Genomic DNA, 20,695 nt, shown 5'->3' with positions numbered 1-20,695 from the left:
CTGTGAATCTCCCCGTTCCGTCGGAGTGCGTGCGAACCCATATCCGACTATGCACGGTCCGGATCCGCATGAGCCGATGTTCGGCCCAAGACCGCAGCGGCACGGTCGGCAACTACCGCAGCGCCGCCGCCGAGGACCAGTCGTGCGAGGCGTCCACTATCGATGGGGATACCTCCGAAGTGCTGACACCCCAAGTAGCTGGCATAGGGGTCGCTCCATGTGTGACCTCGAGTTCGCATAGAACGCTGTCACCCCTCGGCCTCTCACGCGCGGATCACGCCCCCATCGCGAACAGCGAAGTGTTCTCCTCCACATCGACAACGAGGTGTCGTGCTCAAGGTGACGCACGAGGAACTGTGCCGCCAGATCCCCGTACTCGATTGCTTGGGCAATGCCCTCGCCGGTGATGGGATCGATGCCCGCCGCCTCGCCGATCAGCATCAGCGCGCCTTGCGAGAACGTGCCCGTGGGTTCGCATCCCCGTTCGGCATACCGCTTCTTCTTATAGCGCGCGAGGTCGAGCCTCATCGCGGCGAGCCGCTTACCCAAAACGGCCGTCAAGTCGACCTGCTCGTCACCCATGCGGAGGCGATAGATCCCGCGAGAGACCATAGGCTCACCACCGACTTCGGTAGGGAAGTCCCAGCTGTAGCCGGGGTAGCTCCGGTCGGAGCCGTCGAAATGGATGAAGCCGCGATCGCGATCACCCGCAATCGGCTCGGTGTCCACTTCCAATACCTGTGCTCGAAACATGTCTCGTGTGAGCTCCATCAACCGGCGCACGACACTGCCCACGCCGTCGGCGCCGACCACCACTGCGGCATCGAGGGTACCGCGCGAGGTCTCCACGTGTGCTCCGTGCTTTTGGCGCGAGATCGACGTGACGCGCATGTCCTCCACGACCGTTACACCGGTCTCGCGTGCCAGGCTGGCGAGCACCGCGTCGAATTCCATCCGCCGGACGACGCGCCCGATTCCTCCGACGTAAGCCGAGATCTCACCCGCGCCGACGCGAATCGATATGCCGTCAATCTGCGCGGATGGAACGTCGGGAGAAGCGTCCAGCTTGCGAAGAATGCGTTCTCCCCAGCCTCCGACCGCGCCTGCGCAATATTTCTCCCGCGGATATCGAGCCGCTTCGAGCACGATGGTTCGATGTCGAAGCTCGGGGGCTCGGCGGGCCAAAGAAAGTGCGGCGGTCAACCCGCCGGCCCGCCGCCGGCAATGACCAAGTCGCCGTCCGTAAATCCCATAATTAAGGTCCCCTGAGTTCTTCAATGCGTAGGATCAGCGCTTCCTTGGAATGCATCCTGTAAGTAATAGACTCCTCCGATAGTTGAACGCGTTCTACTGTGACGAGCTGGAGAGATCTTATTCCAACGCATAGGGGGAGGGCCTATTATGACGAGGGTCATAGATGACATTTTGTGTGGGACAGGCATAAAAATGTCTGTCCGGACCGGACGGGCAAGGCGCGAACGATTACATGTGTCTGACGATGGTTGGTGCTGCCTGCGTTGCGGTTCGCTCGTTCAGGATTCTGATGAACTAATGGTTAGCCACTGAGTATGTCCGATCCGGACAGCGATAATATCGCGATGACCAGGGCAAATATGGCCGGCTAAGTAGATTTCGGTTTCCCTCGAATTCGTGTCTCGTTAAGCTCCGTTCAAAGTATCGGGGAAGTAAGGGGCAGGCACGTCGGTGTCGTGCGGCTCGACGCCTCGAGCGGCAGTTCGATGACCACACTCTCGGCCGAGATTGACGCCGTCCGCGCGCTAACTCCATCACGGGACGTATCACACGGCGTCATCGGTGGCGCACGGTGACATCGGCAAATTATCGCCCACCGTGACCATGAGAGGGATCCGATGAAATCGAAGCTTGAGTTCGTGCTCGCCGTTATCGTTGCGTTCGGCTTGATATGCCTGGTTCTCGCGCTGATCCTGACTAAAGGACCGACCATCCGGTCCATGTACACAGGGTATGAATTTCATTGCTCCGGTTCGGGAATGAGCCGCATTACCAGCGCCATCATGCTGCCCGCCTTCGTTCGGGTGTTATCTGAATGTGACCTGGATGCAAGAGGTCGCCAAAGAGGCCCTGGGCGGCAATTGGTCGACAGTTCGGTTGCCGGTTCTGGCGCCGGGCCGTTCACGGCCTGAGCCACCACCGTCATCCGTGGCGGTGCGAGTCTCGGCCACGATCGCTGGGTAGCCCGTCGCCGGGATCGGCGCAGTGGTTCGGATTTCGCGACGGTGGCCACCGTCGGCGGTGGCGCGGAGCGCCGGCCAGGTGTGAGCGCAGTTGCTGGTAGCGGCTGGAACGGACACCAGCTGATGCTGTCGGTCATGGGCGCGGTCGCCGAGGGCGACGACGTGGCCGGTGCCGAGGTGGCCAGGATCGACCGCCATTGCCGGGCGTAGGTGGCTCGCCGGAACTCGTTGATGTCGACCATGTCGATGTCCTTCCTATCGGTGCGTTCACTTCTGATTACGTGGTTCGAGGAAGAACGTAGGGAGCAGGGGTGCAGCATATTGCAATTCTCAATCCAGGATCACCAATGCCATTGGGCTACAACACATCTGGCCGATGCGCGTCATGCAGCAGGTCCGTCTCGCCAAGTGTTCTGGCCCCGACTTCTTCACTAAAACTGGCCCCAGGTAGGTCGCTGTGTATGGTGACGATGTCTCCTGTCACGAAGGGGTTGAAGTTCGATCCCAGGTGAAGTAGCATCGGCGCAGGTTTTGATGTGACCTGCCGCCCGCGCCGACTTTGGCATGGTGAACACATCGTTTCGGTCACCACTCATCTGCGACAAACGGTGTCTCGACAACTCAGCAACGCGGGCACTGATTGAGCACGGGCACCGGATTACGTAGGTGAATTCATGGACATGACCATTGACGAGGCCAAACGAGCCGCTCGGGTGCTGCGTGACCAGTTGCCCGGAACTGGCCTCACGCATTCCAGGGCTTTGGAGATCGTGGCCCAACAGGCGGGCTATCAGGACTGGAACACCGCATCTGCCAAACTCCTCACGCGAGCCGGCATGGATGCTCCGATCCCCGTGCTGCGCAGCTTGGACGAGGCGCGAGCTCGGGAGTTCTATATCGACTACCTGCACTTCTCCATCGAGTGGGAACACCGCTTCAAAGGTGAGCTGCCGCTTTACATGCGGCTTCGCCGCGGCCGCTTTGTCCTCGACTTGTCCGAGCACCACGGCGATGGCACGCCCGGTTCGATGATCTGGGTGCCTGTCGATGACGTCGAAGCGCTGCAGCGGGAGTTAGTTGCCACGGGGTATCCCCGGATGAGTCCGGGGATCGAAGCCGACTCTCCGGGTGGGCCCACGATGGAGGTCATCGACCCGTTCTCCAACACCATCAGGTTCTGCCAGACGCCAGCCCACTAGGCCCTGTTTCGAAAGTGGTTTGGGTGGTGGGCGCCGCTGTGTGGCGCCCACCAACTGGATAGATCGAATGACGTTGCCTGCGTGGGCGTGTCGGTGGTCTGACGGAGTGAGGTCTCCGGTAGATGGTTCAGCGACGAAGAAAAACCTGAATACCGGAGACCTCGTGACCAGGGTAGCGGTGACGAGGCGGGCGGATCTGACCGACGCGCAGTGGGCGCGGTTGGAGCCGTTGCTGCCTCGTGGCAAGAAGGCGGGTCGCCCGCCGAAGCGGACGAAACGGCAGCTCATCGACGGGATCCGGTGGCGCACTCGGGTGGGCTCACCCTGGCGTGATGTGCCGGAGTGTTACGGGCCGTGGCAGACGGTGTACGGGCTGTTCCGCCGCTGGCAACGTGTGGTGGGTGTTGATCTGGAAGATGTTGCAGGCGTTCGCTGATGCCGGCCGCCGCATCACCTGGCGGGTGAGCGTGGACTCCACCATCGCGCGGGCGCATCGGCACGCCGCCGGAGCCCAACACGACGGCCGCGCCCAGGCCGAGCCACCCGGCGGGGTCGATACCGAGCCCGCCGATCATGGGCTCGGGCGTTCCCGGGGCGGCTGGACCACCAAGACTCACCTGGCCTGCGAGCAGGGCCGCAAGGTGCTGTCACTGCTGATCACCGCCGGTCGACGCGCCGACTGCCCACAGTTCACTGCGATGCTCGAAGCGATCTCGGTGCCGCGTCTGGGCAAGGGAAGGCCACGGACCCGCCCCGACGAAGCGCTGGCCGACAAGGCCTACAGCTCCCGCGCCAACCGCCGTTACCTGCGTCGACGCGGGATCACCGCGACGATTCCGATCAAGGCTGACCAGGCCGCCAACCGCAAGAACAAAGGCTCCGCCGGTGGTCGGCCACCGGCCTTCGACCCCGAGCGATACAAGCAGCGTCACGCCGTCGAGTGCGGCATCGGCCAACTGAAGGAAAACCGTGCCATGGCAACCAGATACGACTGTGCCGCCCGCTACCAGGCGACCATCCATATCACCGCCATCAACCAATGGCTCCGACACGGCTGAGGGCGGGCACAAACCCGCCCTCACCTACTTTCAAAACAGGGCCTAGGCGACTGTCTCCGCAGCGCAGCCTAGGCAGGCTTACGGCTCCGGCTGCGTGTGGTCTTGCTCGTGCGAAGGCGGTAGGACTGGGTGCCGGTCTCGATAATGTGAGCGTTGAAGGTGACGCGGTCGACGATGGCCGAGACGAGGCACGGGTCGGGGAAGACGGTGCCCCATTCACTGAAGGGCAGGTTGGTGGCGATCGCGATGGAGGCTCGTTCTTCGCGTTCGGTGATGATCTGGAACAGCAATTCCGCTCCGCGAGGGTCGATTTGGACGTATCCCAACTCGTCGAGGCAGAGCAGATCCAGGCGTCCGTAGCGTGCGACGACTCGGGATAGGACGCGTTCGTCGGCGGCTTCGACGAGTTCGTTGACCAGTTGTGCGGTGGTGATGTAGCGGACGCGGCGGCCTTGTTCGCAGGCCGCTAACCCGAGTCCAATGAGGAGGTGGCGCTGGCCGGTGCCGGAGTCGCCGAGCAGCACGATCGGTTCCCCGGCGTCCATGTACTGCCCGGCTGCGAGTTGGCCCAGGGTGGTGGCTCCGATCGTGGGGACGGCATCAATGTTGAAGTCCGAGAGGCGTTTTAGTCTCGGAAACTTGGCGTCGTTGATGTGGCGGGTCCGGCGTCGTTCGGTGCGGTCGTCGACCTCTGCGGCCAGGACATCGGCGAGGTAACGCAGATGGGTTTGGCGCTCCCGGTCGGCGAGCTCGGCGAGGCGGCCCGCTTCCGCGCGGACGGTGGGCAGTTGCAGCTCGCGTGCCGCTGCGCCGATCGAGGCGTGCGCGGCGGCATCGCCGGTCGTGGTCTTGCTGGTTGTGGTTGTCAAGATCCGCTCCTGGTGAGTAGGTCGTCGTAATCGGTCAGAGAGGGTGCGGGCCGGTCGTAGCGGGCCAGCGCGCCGATCGGCGCGACCGCGGTGGTGTCGCGGCGGGCATCGATCAACGCGGCCTCGTGATCCAGACATCCCGAGGCGACGGCCCGGTCCATCGCGGCTGTCAACGCCGACGCGGTCATGGTCCGGTGAGCGAGCAGGATCCCGATCAGGGCGCGGGTGCCAGTGCGTCGCCCGCGGCGGCGTCGGGCCGCGTCCCAGTAGGCATGGTGGGCGGTGGTGAACACCGCCGCGGGTTTTTGCTTGCGCGAGCGCAGTCGCTCCGGGCAATGCACCGGGCTTGGACTTGAGGACCTCAAGATCGTGATCGAGAGTGAAGACGTCGACGTACCGTCCGACCGCCCGTTCGTGACGGGCGACTATCCTTGGCCTGTCGTAGATTTCGACTGTCCGCGCGGACAAACGGACCGGTAGGCGTCGCCCGGCGTAACGCGCCGGGACGGAATAGAAGCACTGCCGCACCGACACCCCGGCCCGGTTATCCACCCGCGCCTGAAGCAGTCGCGCGCAGTCGAACACCTCGACCGGCAACCCCATCAGCGCCCCACCTCAGTGGCGAACGCGGCCCCGATGGTGATCGGGTCGACCGGTGATCACCTGATCGTCGTCCAGCCGATCACCTTCGACGATCAACTCGTTGAGCGCTGCCAGCGAGGCAACCTTGGGCACCGGGACGAGATGGCGTCGGCGGAAACGGCCGATTTCTCCCTCCACGCCGCCCTTCTCATGCGCACCGTCGACGCCGGGGCGGCAGAAGAAGGAATCGAGGTTGTCGTAACAGACCCGGCCCGGAACGCCGCCGAAATAGTCAATGGCCAACACATGACCCTCCAGAAAGGCTTCCTGCGCCTGAGTCGCGAACGCAACGTGAAAAGCCCTGCCCGAGTGGGACAGTCGCATCACGAACATCCAGCACTTCACGACCACGCCTGCGATCGTCGAGTAGAACTTACCGAAGTCGACTTCAGCCTCGGCTCCGACCAGATGCGTCTGCGGGATCGACACCTCATGCTGCAACAGCCCGAGTTCGACCCCGCCGGCGCGCGACGTAACGCGAGACCATCACCTCCGAGAGCGTCGCCTGATGTTCGGCGACCAGGCGCTGCCAAACCCGCCGGGCTGCGTGGCGCGGCCTTGTCCTCCATGAGCCAGGCGTCGATCACCGTGACCCACGGATCGATCGCCGGCTTACGCCGAGCGGAATAAGTCTTGCGCGGCGGCGGAATCGAGGCCGCGAGTGCTTGTCGAACCGTCCGACGGTGCACGCCATGGCGATCTGCAAGCTCACGGATCGACAATTCATCGAGTCGGCGGTCTCTTCTGATCTGCTCGAAACAGTTCCACTCGTGACCGCATCCTGACTGACCTCCCTGACGACGACCGATAGGGACGATCTGAACGAGGGTGGGGCCAATATTCATGACGACACACCGCACCCACCCGGCGGGAATGATCACCACCCCGATGGGGCTAGCATTCGTGCAGAACGAGCCAAAGTGGCGCCAGGTAAGGTGATCACACTCGAGCGGGCCACCAGTCGGGGGTGATTTCGGGAAGACTGGGTGTGAAGTCGCCGAGGCTCATTCGGGTTGACGTCGGACCGCCTCTGGAAACCCGGAGCCGCTACGCTGCCGAATGAATACCGCGGGCAGATCGCCGCCGCGCTCGATGTCCTCGTGTCCTCAGGCCGAGCGGGAGCGCGCCGACCGCAGCGGCGCGGGCGCGGAGTGTGTCGACCGGCTGCTTGTCGAGCTGCGTTCGATGGCCGAGCAGACGCACGTCCTCGAGGTGACGCGGACGATCCGCGATACCCTCGCCCGTCGATGGTCGGGCCCCTGGCCGGGCGAGGATATCGTGGCTATCGCGGACGCCGACCTCGCGACGATGCGCCGGATCCTGAACGTGCTCACCGCGCGGACAGAACTAATAATTCCTGCAATTCCCCAGTGGAGGGCCGGTGGGATGCTCAGGTTGTTCATCGCCATGGCAGTCCTTCGTCCGCCGCGCCGACGGCCACCGACTGATGGATGAGCGACCCCTCTTATTGCGGTCGGTCATCCCTACGCTGCGAGGACTGCCGTTTGTCAATCCAAACAGTGATGTTGTACAGCCCCGAGAAAATGCTGATGAAGCCGACCACGAGCGGGATGCCGGAGTTGATATCCGCGTGATGCCCAGCACGGTTGTAGATCCAATTAAATACCACAAGGCACCCGACGCCGAAGAGACAGTTGAAGATGCCGTCTACGAGATCGGATATCGAACCAGTCTTTGGGGTGTCTGTAGGCGGGGTGTTGGTTGTGTCGTGGTGGGTGAGTGCGGTGGCTGCGGCGGTGGCGAGGTCGGTGCACGTGTCGTAGCGGTCGTTCGGGTGTTTGGCCAGGGCTTTGGCGATGATGGTGTCGAGCGCGGCCGGGAGTGTGGGGTTGGTGGTGCTGGGTTGGGGGATGGTGATGTTGAGGTGGCCGTTCATGAGTTGAAGGACGTCTTGGCCGCTGTATGGCGGCGTGCCGGTGAGCATCTGGTAGAGCATGCAGCCCAGGGAGTAGACATCGGCGCGGCGGTCTACCTGTGCGTTCGGGTCGAATCGTTCGGGGGCGACGTAGTGGAAGCTGGCCAGGACTTCCCCGGTGTGTGTTGGTCCGGTGAGGTCGTCGATGGATTTCGCGATTCCGAAATCGACGAGTCTGGCGTGATCGCCGGGGATGGTGAGCATGATATTGGCGGGTTTGACGTCGCGGTGCAGGACCCCGGCATGGTGGGCGTGATCGAGCGCGGCCGCCGCTTCGGTGATGATGCGTACGGCCCGTTCGGTGGGCATCGCTCCGGCATGCAGTTCGGTGGCCAGGTCGACGCCGTGGACGTATCGCATGGACAGCCACAGTCGCCCGCGCTCGGTGCCGCGGGTGTAGACGGTGACGATGTTCGGATGCTCCAGTTGCGCGAGGAGCTCGGCTTCACGTTCGAACCGGCGCCGGACATCGCTGTCGCCGCTCACCGTGGGGGTGAGAACTTTCAACGCGACCCGACGTCCTAGACCCAGATCGGTGGCGAGGTACACCTCGCCACTCCCACCGGACCCGAGCAGCCGCTCGATCCGGTGCCCGGCGAATACCTCCCCCGCCACGAACCCTTGCTGCCCCACCTGCACGCCTTTCCCGACATCCACTGTTGAGCTTGACGATACGGCGATCCAGCGTGAGCGGGCACGACTGCTCGACGCCCTTCATCCTGAACAACTTCCTTACTGCTGATTGATGTATCGAGCTTTGGATCGACTCTGCCGATCATGGCATCACAGGGACATTGCCGGAATCATCTCGAGCGAGCAGTAGCGTTAACCTTCTTCCTCGCGGCAATCCCGCTCGAATTCCACCGATTTGCGCAGTCGGCGCGCCGTAGCAATCGCGACCGCAAACCCGTCCGGGAGTGTCTGGGGCAATCGCTGAATGCTTACACAACAGTCGCGAGACTACGTCTCTGATCTGATGAATTTCATCATTGACTGCCATATTTCATGGTTGCCATTCGATACCGGGATCACTAGTTCTTCGTCGCATCCCCGCAAGCCCGTCAGCTGTGCAGCCCCACCGATCGTTCGCCCTGACACCTCACCGCCAGCCGTACCCATCCGATCTACCGGCGGCGCTGTAGTCATTGCAGACCGTCATGGACATCGGCGGCATCGAGCAAATGCGCCGCGACCTTGCACGCCTGCGCGTCGGTCACATCGGCCACCGCGCCCGGCAATATCAACTCCAGGAATACATAACGGGCCCTGTCCACATCCACCGCCTTCACCCGCACTCCAACCTCAGCACCCGATCGCTCAGGCCCCGACACCTTCACCGACATCTCAGGACCGCGATGCTCCACCAGTCCACCCGGGTCCGACGGATCCAGGTCATGATGATCGACACACCACAACGGACGGCACATCTCGACCGCGGCCGCCACACCACACACTTCCGTCCCCACGATCAACCGCTCAGCCACCGCTCGCGCCTGCTCAGACGTCAACTCCACATAACCAAGACCTGGTGCCACGAGACCGATCACGCGGTGTCGCACACCATCACAGTCCACCGCAACCAACTGCACAAACACCCGCCGCACACCCGACGAGACCATCCCGGAAACCGGAACCGACAATTCCGGGCCGAAATGCACACCACAATCACACGGCCGATCCGGATCGCGATGCCGATCACACCACGCCGGACACGAAAGAACAATGGCCACAATCGATCCCTCCCATGGTGAACGAAGCCGGCCGGACTTGAGCCCCGCCGCACCCACAAGGCGATAAGACCCTAAATTATTTCCATCAAGGCATTGAAGATCGATGCAGATAATCGATGAAATCGTGAATATCTGCGACCGACCGCCGCAGCGACTCGCACAACCGATCTCAAGCCGATACGTCCAGCGATCCAGGTATCCGCACAGCAGACGCTAACCGGTATCGCCGTCAAATGCAATGGGGAATTTCCGAAAGACGCTATGAGACAACCGGATATACAGTCACGACCGCGATCGTGTTGGCCTCGCTCTCGCAAATGTCCGGTCCGGACGCAAATAATCCAACCCATGACCTAGAGTCCAGCATCCCGACTCCGCGAAAACCGGGGTACATCAAAGTCTCCGGACTCACCGGGGGATTCAAACCAACCAATTTCGGCAAGTTCACTCGGGAAACGCCACACCCATGCGTTCGGCCACCAATGCACGAAGTTGCTGTTTGAGGACCTTTCCGGTTGCGTTTTTCGGAAGATCGCTGACGATGTGGACGTACCGCGGCTTCTTGAACGAGGCGAGATAGCGCCGGCAGAAGGCGGCTAGCTCGTCCCCGTCGGGACGGTGGCCGGACACGGGAACGACTACCGCGCAAATGGATTCGCCCCACTCGCTGTCGGGGACGCCGATCACCGCCACCTCGCGGATGTGCGGATGGGTAAGCAGGACCTCCTCGACTTCGCGGGGATAGACGTTCGAGCCGCCGGTGATGATGACGTCCTTGGCTCGGTCAGTCAGATAGAGATAGCCGGCTTCATCGAGATGGCCGATGTCTCCGGTGCGCAGCCAGCCGTCCGCCAAGGTCCGTGCCGTCGAGGTTTCATCCGACCAGTAGCCGCGCATTACGACATCACCCCGAACAAGGATCTCGCCGCCGTCTGCGACACGGACTTCTACTCCAGTGAAGGTGCGACCGCATGATCCGAGCCGCGACTCATCGGTCTCCTCGGCGCGCATTGCCGCGATGGTCATGGGTGCCTCGCCCTGGCCGTAGATCTGGGTGACGATTGGGCCGAGTACCTGCCGTGCGGCCCGGAGGTCGTCGCGGTAAAGCGGGGCCCCGCCCACCACGATCGACCGCAACGACGCCAAGTCGTTACTGCTGCCGCGCGCAGCATCGACGATACGTTTGAGCATGGTCGGTGCGAGAAACGCGCCGTGGGTGACGCGGTGCCGTTCGACGAGACAGAGATACTCGGCCGGATCGAACCGCTTCGACTTCTGGATGACATTTGTCGCGCCGTGCCCAGTGCTGGGGAGCAAATAGAGGCCGCTTCCGTGCGTTAGCGGTGCGGCGTGGAGGAACGTGCTGCCGGCCGCGACCGGGTCGACGTCGGCGTAGTAGTTCAACGTCATCGCCAACAGGTTGCGGTGGGTCAGCGTTGCACCCTTGGGTCGACCGGTCGTACCGGATGTGTAGAAAAGCCAAGCAGGATCATCGGAACTGGTCTCCCACATCGCCATCGCTGCGCCGGATGCCAAGACTTCGGTGCTCACCACGTGTGTGCCCAGGGGCAACACGCCTACGACCTGCTCGGTCTGCGGTGCCACAAATCCTGCGGCCACGGCGCTGTGGCTCGCGATATAGCCCACCTCGTCGGGATGCAGATGCCAGTTGACCGGAACGGCTACGAAGCCGCCCCAGAAACATGCCCAGAGCATTTCCACCAGCTCGGGACAGTTCGGGACATCGATAAGCACACGGTCGCCGGCTACCAGACCGAGAGTGTGTAGGCCCCCCGCCAACCGACCGACCCGGTCGACAACTTCGGTATAGCTCGCGGCGGCGTCGCCGTACACCCAGGCCGCGTTCCCTGGGCCAGCATCGGCGCCTTTGACCAGCAGCTGTGCGATATTCATCGAGACTGCATCCGCTCGGTCATGCGACGGCTACGACGAAAAACGATTCGCTCGGACATCGACATGCGGTCGATCTCTTCAGCGGTCGCGTCGAGCGCCGTGGCAGCTGCTTCTGAAGTACGGATTGTCGTCGCAATGTGCAGTGTTGTGGTCATGTCAAATCGTCTTAGAGCATCTTTCTATCTAATACCGCCGATGCCGATGCGGGAAGCGAATCGGCATCGGCTACTGCAACCAACCCTGACGGTTCTTCCTCTCGAAGTACTCGTCGTCCGCAGACTGAATCTCCTCCTCAGTCATTGTCGGGGCGCCTGATATGTAGGCTGGTTGCCGTTCTCCGGCTTGCCCTTTCACGACGTCGCGAACACGGAGATCGACTCCCTGCCAGAGCTTTTCAGCCTTCGCGGTCGCCTCCTCGAGAGCCTTCCCGTGACAGTCGAGCAACACGGTAGCGAGTTGCGCGCTCGACCGCTGCATTGCGCTCGGCACGATTTCCAGGTCGGTTATGACGCCGCGTATGTCGACTTCGACGGTGACGCCGAAGGCACCGCAACGGCCACGCAAGCCAGCCATAGCGTCCGACACTGACTGGATGCCTCGCCGGATCTCGGCGAGCTCGAACTCTGGCCGCTGCTCCCAATCTCCAATGTTCGTCATAACTGTTGTTCCTCGTCAGACTCGTCAGTCATGTTCGGTACCTCTTCGATAGCGCGATGCAGCCGACTCGAATATCGGGCAATTGACATAGGATTGGCAAGATCGCAGGGAGCGGGATCGTATCTAAAGCGCAGGTCGGGGAGGTGAATTCGGCGTCCGAACCGGACAGCTGGTACGGCTTGCGCATGACCTATTTCGACTTCCTCGAGATCCGGTACAAGGTCGCCCTGCATGAGTTGACCGGCCGTGTGGTCGAGTGCCCGATAGATGAGATGAACCGGCCCGCGATGTCGGTGGACACCTTGGTGCGGATCCCGCCGACCGAGATCGGAATGGAGCAGTTCTTCGCCGGGTGGCGCGAGGAGTTGGTCACCTGTCGCAAGTTCGCTTCGGCCGCGCGCAACTACATGGGCGTGGTGTCAGCCACGCCCGGTGGGCTGGCACCGTCGCAGTGGTGACCAGTTCGTCCAGCCGGACCTGCTGTGGTGGAATGCGGAACCAGTCTGGTGGGTCGGCCGGTGTTCGGGTGCGGTTTGCAGTCGCCGCCCGCTGGAAAACGCGGCGTCATATCTACATGCGCAACGGCCGAAGCATCAGGCGGTCCAGTTCAGGGCCGAGTTCGCTGACACCGAAGTCGTTCTCGAAGAGCACGGCCGCTTCGCCGACGGCCAGATCGGGTGACGTACACAGAATGGTGTCACCTCCGTTGCCCGTCAACCACAGCATCGCGGTCGACGCGATGACTTCCTCCCCGTCCCAGTCCGGAATGCCGTCGGGCCAGCCCGCCCACGCGGCGAAAGTAGACATGTACGAGGGTTGGGCGAGGCCGAACGATTCGCCGTCGAGCATGGTGAAGCCAGGATGGACGTCGCTCAGAAACCGGCGCACCGCCGGTGGCAGCGTCTCCCAAAACGGTGGCGTCGGCCCGGTGGAGATGCGCGGATCCCACCCCACCCAAACCACATTGTCACCGTCCGCGGCCTCGACAAAGTACAGCAGCGCGGGACCCTCCGCGTACCAGTAGCAGACCCGCACGTCGCGCAGCCTGGTGTGCAGTGCGGTGGCGAAACCCGGCACCATGTCCAGGAAGTCTGGATTCCACCGCATCAACGCCAACAGCGCCCGCTCCGCCGGGTCCGCAGACGCCGCGATGTCACGCAACGGTCCTGCCATGTCGGCAGCAGGCGAATCAAACATGGCGATCGGACCTCGGCCACCGCCCAACAGCTCTTGGAGCTTGGGGACGCCCGAGACCGTCGACGGAGCCCCGAACTCGAGTTGGTCGAGCAAGCGGGAGTCGCCGGCTGCGGCTGTGGCGACGATGCGGTGGAGGTCGGCGCGCACCCTGTTCTCCAGCTGCACCTGCTCGGCCCGGTAATCGAGATCGACCCCTCTCAGCAACGTGGCACTGCGGCCGCGCTGCATCCAGTACACCCGTCGAGATACCCACTGGAGATTCGCCGGCGTGAAGGCCACACGTTGGCTCTGCTCCACCGTCAGGTCGGCGAAGCCCGGGATCTCCACGATCTCGGACAGCGGAATGATTCGTGCCGCTACCACCGCGGCCTCGAACTTGCCCTTGCCGATCGTGGCGGGAACCGAAAACTCACCCTGCATGGCTTCGAAGGTAATGGTGTCGTTTGGATCGCATTCAGGCGAACTCCGTTTTGGGTGATTTTTTGGTCCGGCCGGTGTGATGTCGACTGGCCTCTTGAGGAGTTTGCCTCTGCGGCAGACTGCACCGACACGGACAAGGACGACCCTCGAATCACCCGAGACATCGAATGAAGCCTAGCGAGGTGAGCAGTAAAGGGAAACCGCAGTTAGCGGTAGCTGGACCTGTTTGCAATGGCCACGGCGCAAATATTGGCGTCCGGACCGGACATTTGCGAGAGCGAGGCCAACACGATCGCGGTCGTGACTGTTATCTGGTTGTCTCGTAGCGCCTTTCGGAAATTCCCCATTGCATTTGACGGTGATACCGGTTAGCGTCTGCCATACCGAACACGGTCACGGCAATAGACTTGGGCAAGCGCCTCGGGGAGGGGGCGGCACGGCAAAGATACCTGGATCACTGGACGTATCGGATTGAGATCGGTTGTGCGAGTCGCTGCGACGGTCGGTTGCTATTTCTCGGATATTTTGCCGCCCCCCCGGGGGAATCGCTGCGTCTCGGAGGTTCGCAGGCGGGACGTAATGCATAACGAATTCTTGGGGAAGTTACCCCTCGGAACCCATAAGACGACATGCCGCGTCGAAACAGAATGAGATGTGGGCAAACGACAACCAGACGAAGGGGTCGGTGCCCGACCATAACGGTCGCGGTGAATCGCGAGTGCTCTTGGGGGCCACCGGCTCGGTGAGGAATCCGGCGCGCTCCTTGCCATGTTCGGCGGCTTAATCCCGTTAGCTGTGGTCGGCTGTTTGGCAGGCATCGTTGCGGTCGGTGCACTGGGTGCCCTCGCAGGTCAGTTGTTCGTCTCGGCACCAGCGGCGATACTGGCCGCAATCCAGTACTTCACCATGATCAACCAACCGTTCGTTCCAGCCAAGTGAGTTAAATGAATCGGTAACCATACCCCTCACGGTTACCGCGCAATCCCGTCCGGTACGCAGAGCCGGACGGGTTTGCGATCACAATTGCTACGGCGCGCCGACTGTGCAAATCGATGGAATTCGAGTGACATTGCCGCGAGGAAGAAGGCTAACGCTGCTGCTCGCTCGAGATGATTCCGGCAATGTACCTGCAATGCCATGATCGGCAGAATCGATCCAAAGCTCGATAATTCCGAAGTTTTGCGGCGACTTCGAATTGATGGCTGTGCATCGAGCCGTGATCCGCTCCTCGTTAACCGACGCTTGCTCGTCCATCAATATTGACCAACTGACTGCGTTCCCCGCCGAGGACTCCTCTCGTCTCTCGGCGGGAGCGCCGCGTGCCCGCCGAGTGACCCCTTGACTCGGCGGGCACGCACAGCTTCACCCTGTGGCTGAAAGATCCGGCCGCCTTTTCGACGATCAATATCGTCATCGGGCCTGATGACCGAGTCGATCGCCGCCTACGCGTGGGCACGACTCCAGAGCCATGGCGGTGTGGGGCGTGGGAGTCCCCGCAGTGACTGTGGGGCGGTGTGCGGTCAAGTTCCCTCGCCTCGATCGAGGTCGTGGAAATACCGGTGGCCGGTCCATTCCTGCCCGGATTCCAGCGCCGCGTAGAACTCGGTGTCATCCGGCAGCGTCGGGGCGTGGGCGTAGATCCCACCCTGGTGGTCGCGGTAGAATAAGCCGGGTTGCTGCACCGATCCGCGGCGAGTTCGGCATGGTAGGTACGGCGGGTGATGAGCCCCAAACCTCGCTGGTGCGCCGATCCAGATCATTGGTGTGATCCAGAGCGGGTAGTTCATCTGCTATGGCAGGCGCGCAAACGGCTCACCGGCATGCGCGAGCAGCCATGCGGTCCATGCCGGAATCAACGGCTACGCGGCCAGAGCCCGCTCGCCGAACCCGCTGTGGGATCCAGGCTCGTTTGGGTCGTGCTGCACCGCCGCAGTCGACTGGGCGACCGTGGCAGTCGTGCTGGTTGTGATCACGCCCCTTCCGATGCCCATCTTCCATAGTCGGAAACTATAAGTATCGGTGAGGTCGCGAACGCCGGTTTGATCCACGTGTCCAGCACGAACCGGGCACGATGAACGAGACCAGGCCTGGGCACGAGACCACCGATCATCGGGTTCCGGCGCATAGAGCAACGACGTTCGGCGCAGCCTCGGCAAGCAACTGTTGGGGCGGGGCGGACGGCGGTCAGGGGTGTCCGTGGCCATTGACAACGGGTCGGTGGCGGGCGCTGTCCACATCGTGAGGAGAGAATCGATGGTCGAGTTGATCGTCAGTCTCGCGTGGAGCCGGTGAGCTGCCGTGCCGGAATCGCATAGCCACCGCCGAAGGAGCGAGCCGTGGGGTTGATCTCACCGATCGTTACGCTGCCGCTGACGGCGATCAGAGGGATGATCCGGCTCACCGAAGCCATTCGAGATCAGGCCGAGCAGCAGACACGACCCGACTCGGCAGCCATCCGCGGCGAACTCGAACGGATCGCCGAGGCCGCGGCCGCAGGAGAACTGTCGGAGCTGGAGAAGACCGCAGCCCAGCGAGAGGTCTTTCACCGTATGGTGCGCTACGGGCCATGACCCCACACCACGCCGCAGTCCCAGCGACGATGACCAACGCGAGGAGAAGAACTTCGTCGCCATCGCCTCCAACGACACCTACTCCGGCTGGACCAAAACCTTCACCGACCCCGGCTCTCTCCGCGATCGTCGACCGACTCACCTTCGGCGGCCACATCATCGAAACCGGCACCGACTACTACCGCCTCGCCCACACCCGCGCCGCCAAGGGCTGACCTACTCATCGGTCGATCTGTTCGGCTCCTCGCCGGGCAGATCGGCCAGGAAATCTGTTATACGGTTCCAAATTTCTTCATGCGGTGCACCGTGCTCGGTCAAATCACCCAAGGTCCCGCACCTTGTCGATGGCGTTTCGTATGCGAGTGACTGCGAAAGGATCCTGCGACCAGTGTTCGTGGTCGACTCGGAGTGTCACGACCAGCAAGTCACCAGGAAAAAGACCGCCTCCGGCCAGCGGGTCCATTGCAATTGGTGCAACACGCGCAGCAGTAGGACATCGACACCTGCTGTTTCACTCATGGAAGACCTGCTGCGGTGCGGAACCGAACAGCTCTAGGCACTTTGCCGGCCAGCCGTAGCGGGCACCGTCGACGAACTCGCAGAACGTCTTGTGCGCGTCGACGAGAGATTTCAGAAGGCTGCTTCGTCGAGCTCCATGATGTCGTTGTCCAGGTTCGACAGGATGGCGCGGGTCGCGGTCAGCTCGGGCAGCACGTTGCGGGCGAAGAACTGCGCGACGCCGACCTTGCCGGTGTAGAACGCTTCATCGGCGCCGGTCACGCCGTTGTCGAGGGCCTTGATGGCAACCTCGGCCTGACGCAGCAGCTGCCAGCCGATCAGCAGATCGCCCACGGCCATCAGGAAGCGCACCGAACCCAGGCCGACCTTGTACAGCTCGGTCTGATCCTGCTGTGCACCCATCAGGTGCCCGGTCAGGGTGGCGGCCATGGCCTGCACATCCTCGAGCGCGGTCGCCAGCAGCTTGCGCTCGGCCTTGAGGCGACCGTTGCCCGCCTCGGACTCGATGAACTTCTGCACCTGCCCGGCCACGTGGGCCAGTGCGACGCCGCGGTCACGGGCGATCTTGCGGAAGAAGAAGTCCTGCGCCTGGATGGCGGTGGTGCCCTCGTACAGCGAGTCGATCTTCGCGTCGCGGATGTACTGCTCGATCGGGTAGTCCTGCAGGAAGCCGGAGCCACCGAAGGTCTGCAGCGATTCGGTCAGGTACTGGTAGGCCCGCTCGGAACCGACACCCTTGACGATCGGCAGCAGCAGATCGTTCACACGCGCGGCCAGATCGGCATCCGCACCCGAAACCTGTTCGGCGACAACCGGATCCTGGTGCGCGGCGGTGTAGAGGTAGATGGCACGCAGACCCTCGGCGTAGGCCTTCTGGATGGCCAGACTGCGGCGCACATCCGGATGGCGCAGTATCGGTACCTTGGGGGCCGACGGGTCGGACATGCGGGTCATGTCGGGACCCTGGAGTCTGGTTTTCGCGAATTCGAGTGCGTTCAGGTAGCCGGTCGACAGTGTTGCTGCGGCTTTGGTGCCGACCATCATGCGCGCCGCTTGGATGATCTGGAACATCTGCGCGATGCCGTTGTGTACCTCGCCGACCAGCCAGCCCTTGGCCGGGACACCGTGGCCGCCGAAGGTGACCTCGCAGGTGGCCGAGACCTTCAGGCCCATCTTGTGCTCGACGCCTGTGACGAAGACGCCGTTGCGCTCGCCCAGCTCACCGGTCTGCGGGTCGAAGTGGAACTTCGGCACGAAGAACAGCGACAGGCCCTTCGTGCCGGGGTTGGCGCCCTCGGGGCGGGCCAACACAAGATGCATGATGTTCGGGAACAGATCATCGGAATCGGCGGAAGTGATGAACCGCTTCACGCCTTCGATGTGCCAGGAGCCGTCGGGCTGCCGGATCGCCTTGGTACGACCGGCACCCACATCGGAGCCGGCGTCGGGCTCGGTGAGCGCCATGGTGGCGCCCCAGCCCTGATCGACTGCGATCTTCGCCCAGCCCTTCTGCTCCTCGGTGGCGTTGTTGAAGAAGATGTTCGCGAAATTCGTTCCCGCCATCCCGTACATGTACGCGGCGGGCTGCGCGCCCAGAATGAGCTCGGCTATCGCCCAGAACACCACGCGTGGTATCTCATGACCCCCGAGTTCGACGGCGACGCCCAGCCTGTCCCAGCCGGTGCTATGCAGGGCCTGGTAGCTTTTCTTGAACGACTCCGGCAGCGTGACGCTGTAGGTATCCGGATCGAAGATCGGCGGGTTGCGGTCGGCGTCGGCGAACGACTCACCCAGCGGCCCCTCGGCCAGACGACGGACTTCACTCAATATCTGCCGGATCTGCACGGCATCCAGGGTGCCGGGCAAATCATCGAGAACCTGATCGAGACCGAGGACCTCGAAAAGATTGAACTCGATGTCTTTGATATTGCTTCGATAATGACTCATGATATGTAGCTCGGCTTTCATTTTGTTATGCGTTGTTTCGATGATGCCGACGTCTTATCTGCGAGTATCCGAAGCTCGGCCTCTGAGACCTTCCTTCTGAGACACATCAATCAACTTCAATAATGCATATCATCTATCTTGTCGGCGGTTCAGAGCGGCCAGATCAACCGCCTACCGGTGCTGGGAGGGCATGTTTTGTCTCGCAACAGCTTCAGGGCCTTGCGTAGCTCGAGCCAGATCGTTGCGGGCTCGATAACAGCGTCGATGTAGCCACGCTCTGCCGCAACCCACGCAGTTGCGACGGTCTCGTTGTACGTGTCGATTATGTGCTGGCGAATCACGTACGCGTTTTCGCCTGCGGCGTCGAGCTGTTTGCGACCGATTATGCCGACCGCGCTTTCTGCATCCATCACTGCAATACGCGCGGTCGGCCATGCCAGATTGATGTCGGCGCCGAGCTGTTTTGCACCCCATCACCGCATATCCACCGCCGAAAGCTTTGCGGACGACCACCGTCACAATCGGCACTGTCGCCAAGCTAATGGAGAAGAAGAACCTGCCACCGCGCTTGATGACGCCTATCTCTTCCTCCTCAACCCCCGGCAGGACACCCGGCGTATCGACGACGAAGTTCAACGGCAGATTGAAAGCATCGCATAGCTGATTGAAATGCGCCGCCTTGTCAGCGCTGCGGGCGTCGATCGCAACGGAAAGCACCATCGACTGATTTGTGACAACCCCCACTGAATTCCCGACGGAACAGTTTCGAATGGGAAATGCGGCGGAATGACGTCCCCGCCTTCTCGGATAGCCAACGCTACGCGTTTCGGTGGGCACGTACCTGGGCAGCTCGTCCAGGTGTGCGACGTGGTGACCGTATCGCCTGAGTCCACCTACACCAGGTCTAAGCCGTTCCAATGGGTGGGTGGGATTGGGCGGCGCGTAACCCTTGTCAGCACGGGAACCGCTGGCGAGAATGCAGTACGCGAATTGGGCTCCTGGGTTCGGAGGCCACCTGAATCCTTGGAACATGTCCCTACCAACTCGAAAGTTTGTGCCGCACGACCCGATCAGGGCCACGCCTTGCTAATTACGGGCACACGTTTGATTCCGGAGCACAGATCGTTGACGAGATCTTGGTAGCCGTTGGCAATATCGTCAAGCTGTGTCCAGATGTCTTCGAACGACACGTCGTCCGGTTCGTCTTCAGCCTCCGACAGCATGGCCGATATCCAAGCCAGCCGGTCGACGACGGAGCCGACGGTCTCGGTGTGCAGGAATGCCTCCGCGTCCGGAATGGGGGTTGCCCCCTCAACCCACCGGTCGATGCCACGCATGAGCATGATTCGCCTATCAGCGAAAAGCCCCCATTGGGCCGCCTCGGTGAACGTGACCGCCCCTTGATGCAACCGCATCAGCGTATAAGCGGCGTTGAGCATCGGGTGAAACTCGTACTCCCAGCCGCGGATGGCCGCTAGGAGTTGGTCTCTACCGGGAATACTCTTCGCGGTTGCCGATGCCGACATCGCACTCACCTCCTGCGTGCAAAGGCGACCGAAGCCCGCCGCCCGAAATGACGTCGGCCGACCGCTTGGACCGAGGCGTATTCGGCCGACGCCCCGCGTCGAGCACAACAAGCCAACTGCCCTGCCGGACCGGCATCGACCCGAACCCCACCACGACGTCCTCCTAATCCTCACACAGTTAATCCGCGGTATGTGTGATCGGACTCCGCCACCGCGGTTGGCTTGGTGAATACCCAACATGTGCAGATCGGTAGGCAGCCGCGCATCGGCAACCCATAGGTGGCGGCATCCACAA

At 62.3% G+C, this 20,695-nt stretch carries 20 protein-coding genes and 4 pseudogenes; 10 read left to right on the top strand and 14 right to left on the bottom strand.

Annotated features, from left to right (window positions below; all coding sequences use genetic code 11):
* Window positions 1-156 precede the first annotated feature (156 nt).
* On the bottom strand, window positions 157-1,146 hold the full coding sequence (locus ACQP1G_RS17490; protein ID WP_433205157.1) for an NAD(P)/FAD-dependent oxidoreductase: 990 nt from the start codon (window positions 1,144-1,146) through the stop codon (window positions 157-159).
* Window positions 1,147-1,871: 725 nt separating this feature from the next.
* On the opposite strand from ACQP1G_RS17490, the gene ACQP1G_RS17485 reads away from it, so the two are divergent.
* The 4 genes and pseudogenes from ACQP1G_RS17485 to ACQP1G_RS17470 all read left to right on the top strand — a co-directional run bounded on the left by ACQP1G_RS17485 (window position 1,872) and on the right by ACQP1G_RS17470 (window position 4,473).
* Entirely contained in the window at window positions 1,872-2,165 is a 294-nt protein-coding gene (locus tag ACQP1G_RS17485) for a hypothetical protein (protein ID WP_433205154.1), read from the top strand.
* A 132-nt stretch (window positions 2,166-2,297) separates the two neighbouring features.
* Complete coding sequence (locus tag ACQP1G_RS17480) at window positions 2,298-2,426, top strand: hypothetical protein (RefSeq protein ID WP_433205151.1); 129 nt, start codon at window positions 2,298-2,300, stop codon at window positions 2,424-2,426.
* Window positions 2,427-2,890: 464 nt separating this feature from the next.
* Window positions 2,891-3,415, top strand: coding sequence for a glyoxalase superfamily protein (locus ACQP1G_RS17475; RefSeq protein ID WP_433205148.1), 525 nt, complete (start codon window positions 2,891-2,893; stop codon window positions 3,413-3,415).
* A 163-nt stretch (window positions 3,416-3,578) separates the two neighbouring features.
* Window positions 3,579-4,473 (top strand): annotated as a pseudogene (locus ACQP1G_RS17470) (IS5 family transposase).
* A 68-nt stretch (window positions 4,474-4,541) separates the two neighbouring features.
* Here ACQP1G_RS17470 and istB read toward each other — a convergent pair.
* The 4 genes and pseudogenes from istB to ACQP1G_RS17450 form a co-directional block, all read right to left on the bottom strand.
* A complete protein-coding gene (istB, locus tag ACQP1G_RS17465; RefSeq protein WP_433208601.1) occupies window positions 4,542-5,342 on the bottom strand; it encodes an IS21-like element helper ATPase IstB in 801 nt (266 codons plus the stop codon).
* Window positions 5,339-5,635 carry a hypothetical protein gene (locus tag ACQP1G_RS17460; protein ID WP_433209608.1) on the bottom strand — a complete coding sequence of 99 codons (297 nt, stop codon included), beginning with the start codon at window positions 5,633-5,635 and terminating at the stop codon, window positions 5,339-5,341. Before ACQP1G_RS17460 ends, istB begins: the two co-directional genes overlap by 4 nt.
* A gap of 160 nt (window positions 5,636-5,795) precedes the next feature.
* Window positions 5,796-5,945: pseudogene (locus ACQP1G_RS17455) on the bottom strand (Mu transposase domain-containing protein); the annotation flags it as partial.
* Between the two features lie 12 nt (window positions 5,946-5,957).
* Entirely contained in the window at window positions 5,958-6,413 is a 456-nt protein-coding gene (locus tag ACQP1G_RS17450; RefSeq protein WP_433205145.1) for a hypothetical protein, read from the bottom strand.
* Window positions 6,414-7,043: 630 nt separating this feature from the next.
* Here ACQP1G_RS17450 and ACQP1G_RS17445 point away from each other — a divergent pair.
* Entirely contained in the window at window positions 7,044-7,439 is a 396-nt protein-coding gene (locus tag ACQP1G_RS17445) for a hypothetical protein (protein ID WP_433205142.1), read from the top strand.
* 10 nt (window positions 7,440-7,449) lie between these two features.
* Here ACQP1G_RS17445 and ACQP1G_RS17440 read toward each other — a convergent pair whose 3' ends face one another.
* From ACQP1G_RS17440 to ACQP1G_RS17420, 5 genes are all read right to left on the bottom strand, one after another.
* The gene (locus ACQP1G_RS17440; protein ID WP_433205139.1) at window positions 7,450-8,553 is read right to left on the bottom strand and encodes a serine/threonine-protein kinase; all 1,104 of its coding nucleotides are present in this window, start codon (window positions 8,551-8,553) and stop codon (window positions 7,450-7,452) included.
* 509 nt (window positions 8,554-9,062) lie between these two features.
* Window positions 9,063-9,434, bottom strand: coding sequence for a DUF6907 domain-containing protein (locus ACQP1G_RS17435; protein ID WP_433205136.1), 372 nt, complete (start codon window positions 9,432-9,434; stop codon window positions 9,063-9,065).
* Window positions 9,435-10,094: 660 nt separating this feature from the next.
* Window positions 10,095-11,564 (bottom strand): class I adenylate-forming enzyme family protein, encoded by a 1,470-nt coding sequence (locus tag ACQP1G_RS17430; protein WP_433205134.1) that lies wholly within the window; start codon window positions 11,562-11,564, stop codon window positions 10,095-10,097.
* On the bottom strand, window positions 11,561-11,719 hold the full coding sequence (locus ACQP1G_RS17425; protein ID WP_433205131.1) for a hypothetical protein: 159 nt from the start codon (window positions 11,717-11,719) through the stop codon (window positions 11,561-11,563). The genes ACQP1G_RS17430 and ACQP1G_RS17425 overlap by 4 nt, the downstream gene beginning before the upstream one ends.
* Window positions 11,720-11,789: 70 nt before the next feature.
* A complete protein-coding gene (locus tag ACQP1G_RS17420; RefSeq protein ID WP_433205128.1) occupies window positions 11,790-12,221 on the bottom strand; it encodes a hypothetical protein in 432 nt (143 codons plus the stop codon).
* A 143-nt stretch (window positions 12,222-12,364) separates the two neighbouring features.
* On the opposite strand from ACQP1G_RS17420, the gene ACQP1G_RS17415 reads away from it, so the two are divergent.
* Window positions 12,365-12,679, top strand: coding sequence for a hypothetical protein (locus ACQP1G_RS17415; protein ID WP_433209605.1), 315 nt, complete (start codon window positions 12,365-12,367; stop codon window positions 12,677-12,679).
* A 112-nt stretch (window positions 12,680-12,791) separates the two neighbouring features.
* On the opposite strand, the gene ACQP1G_RS17410 is transcribed toward ACQP1G_RS17415, so the two are convergent.
* On the bottom strand, window positions 12,792-13,838 hold the full coding sequence (locus tag ACQP1G_RS17410) for a hypothetical protein (protein WP_433205126.1): 1,047 nt from the start codon (window positions 13,836-13,838) through the stop codon (window positions 12,792-12,794).
* An 807-nt stretch (window positions 13,839-14,645) separates the two neighbouring features.
* Here ACQP1G_RS17410 and ACQP1G_RS17405 point away from each other — a divergent pair.
* The 4 genes and pseudogenes from ACQP1G_RS17405 to ACQP1G_RS17390 form a co-directional block, all read left to right on the top strand.
* A complete protein-coding gene (locus ACQP1G_RS17405) occupies window positions 14,646-14,777 on the top strand; it encodes a hypothetical protein (RefSeq protein WP_433209602.1) in 132 nt (43 codons plus the stop codon).
* Window positions 14,778-15,352: 575 nt separating this feature from the next.
* Window positions 15,353-15,505 carry a hypothetical protein gene (locus ACQP1G_RS17400; protein WP_433205123.1) on the top strand — a complete coding sequence of 51 codons (153 nt, stop codon included), beginning with the start codon at window positions 15,353-15,355 and terminating at the stop codon, window positions 15,503-15,505.
* Window positions 15,506-16,174: 669 nt separating this feature from the next.
* Window positions 16,175-16,408: a gas vesicle protein GvpG gene (locus ACQP1G_RS17395; RefSeq protein WP_433205120.1), complete on the top strand. Its 234-nt coding sequence runs from the start codon at window positions 16,175-16,177 to the stop codon at window positions 16,406-16,408.
* Window positions 16,409-16,442: 34 nt separating this feature from the next.
* A pseudogene (locus ACQP1G_RS17390) lies at window positions 16,443-16,623 on the top strand (ATP-binding protein); the annotation flags it as partial.
* Window positions 16,624-17,038: 415 nt separating this feature from the next.
* Here ACQP1G_RS17390 and ACQP1G_RS17385 read toward each other — a convergent pair.
* From ACQP1G_RS17385 to ACQP1G_RS17375, 3 genes and pseudogenes are all read right to left on the bottom strand, one after another.
* Window positions 17,039-18,874: an acyl-CoA dehydrogenase gene (locus ACQP1G_RS17385; RefSeq protein WP_433205117.1), complete on the bottom strand. Its 1,836-nt coding sequence runs from the start codon at window positions 18,872-18,874 to the stop codon at window positions 17,039-17,041.
* A gap of 149 nt (window positions 18,875-19,023) precedes the next feature.
* A pseudogene (locus ACQP1G_RS17380) lies at window positions 19,024-19,627 on the bottom strand (carboxyl transferase domain-containing protein); the annotation flags it as partial.
* A 317-nt stretch (window positions 19,628-19,944) separates the two neighbouring features.
* Entirely contained in the window at window positions 19,945-20,400 is a 456-nt protein-coding gene (locus ACQP1G_RS17375; RefSeq protein WP_433205114.1) for a DUF4254 domain-containing protein, read from the bottom strand.
* Window positions 20,401-20,695: the final 295 nt, after the last annotated feature.

The sequence above is a fragment of the Nocardia sp. CA-107356 genome, assembly GCF_050946365.1.
Lineage (GTDB): Bacteria > Actinomycetota > Actinomycetes > Mycobacteriales > Mycobacteriaceae > Nocardia.
Note: the sequence above shows the minus strand (reverse complement) of the source record. Positions and strands in the feature narration are given on the sequence as shown.

Bases quoted from the DNA above. Each gene is read 5' to 3' on its own strand.
- ACQP1G_RS17485 (WP_433205154.1), top strand. From the start codon at position 1,872: ATGAAATCGAAGCTTGAGTTCGTGCTCGCCGTTATCGTTGCGTTCGGC.
- ACQP1G_RS17475 (WP_433205148.1), top strand. From the start codon at position 2,891: ATGGACATGACCATTGACGAGGCCAAACGAGCCGCTCGGGTGCTGCGT.
- ACQP1G_RS17445 (WP_433205142.1), top strand. From the start codon at position 7,044: ATGAATACCGCGGGCAGATCGCCGCCGCGCTCGATGTCCTCGTGTCCT.
- ACQP1G_RS17430 (WP_433205134.1), bottom strand. From the start codon at position 11,564: ATGAATATCGCACAGCTGCTGGTCAAAGGCGCCGATGCTGGCCCAGGG.
- ACQP1G_RS17425 (WP_433205131.1), bottom strand. From the start codon at position 11,719: ATGACCACAACACTGCACATTGCGACGACAATCCGTACTTCAGAAGCA.
- ACQP1G_RS17420 (WP_433205128.1), bottom strand. From the start codon at position 12,221: ATGACGAACATTGGAGATTGGGAGCAGCGGCCAGAGTTCGAGCTCGCC.
- ACQP1G_RS17410 (WP_433205126.1), bottom strand. From the start codon at position 13,838: ATGCAGGGTGAGTTTTCGGTTCCCGCCACGATCGGCAAGGGCAAGTTC.
- ACQP1G_RS17385 (WP_433205117.1), bottom strand. From the start codon at position 18,874: ATGAGTCATTATCGAAGCAATATCAAAGACATCGAGTTCAATCTTTTC.
- ACQP1G_RS17375 (WP_433205114.1), bottom strand. From the start codon at position 20,400: ATGTCGGCATCGGCAACCGCGAAGAGTATTCCCGGTAGAGACCAACTC.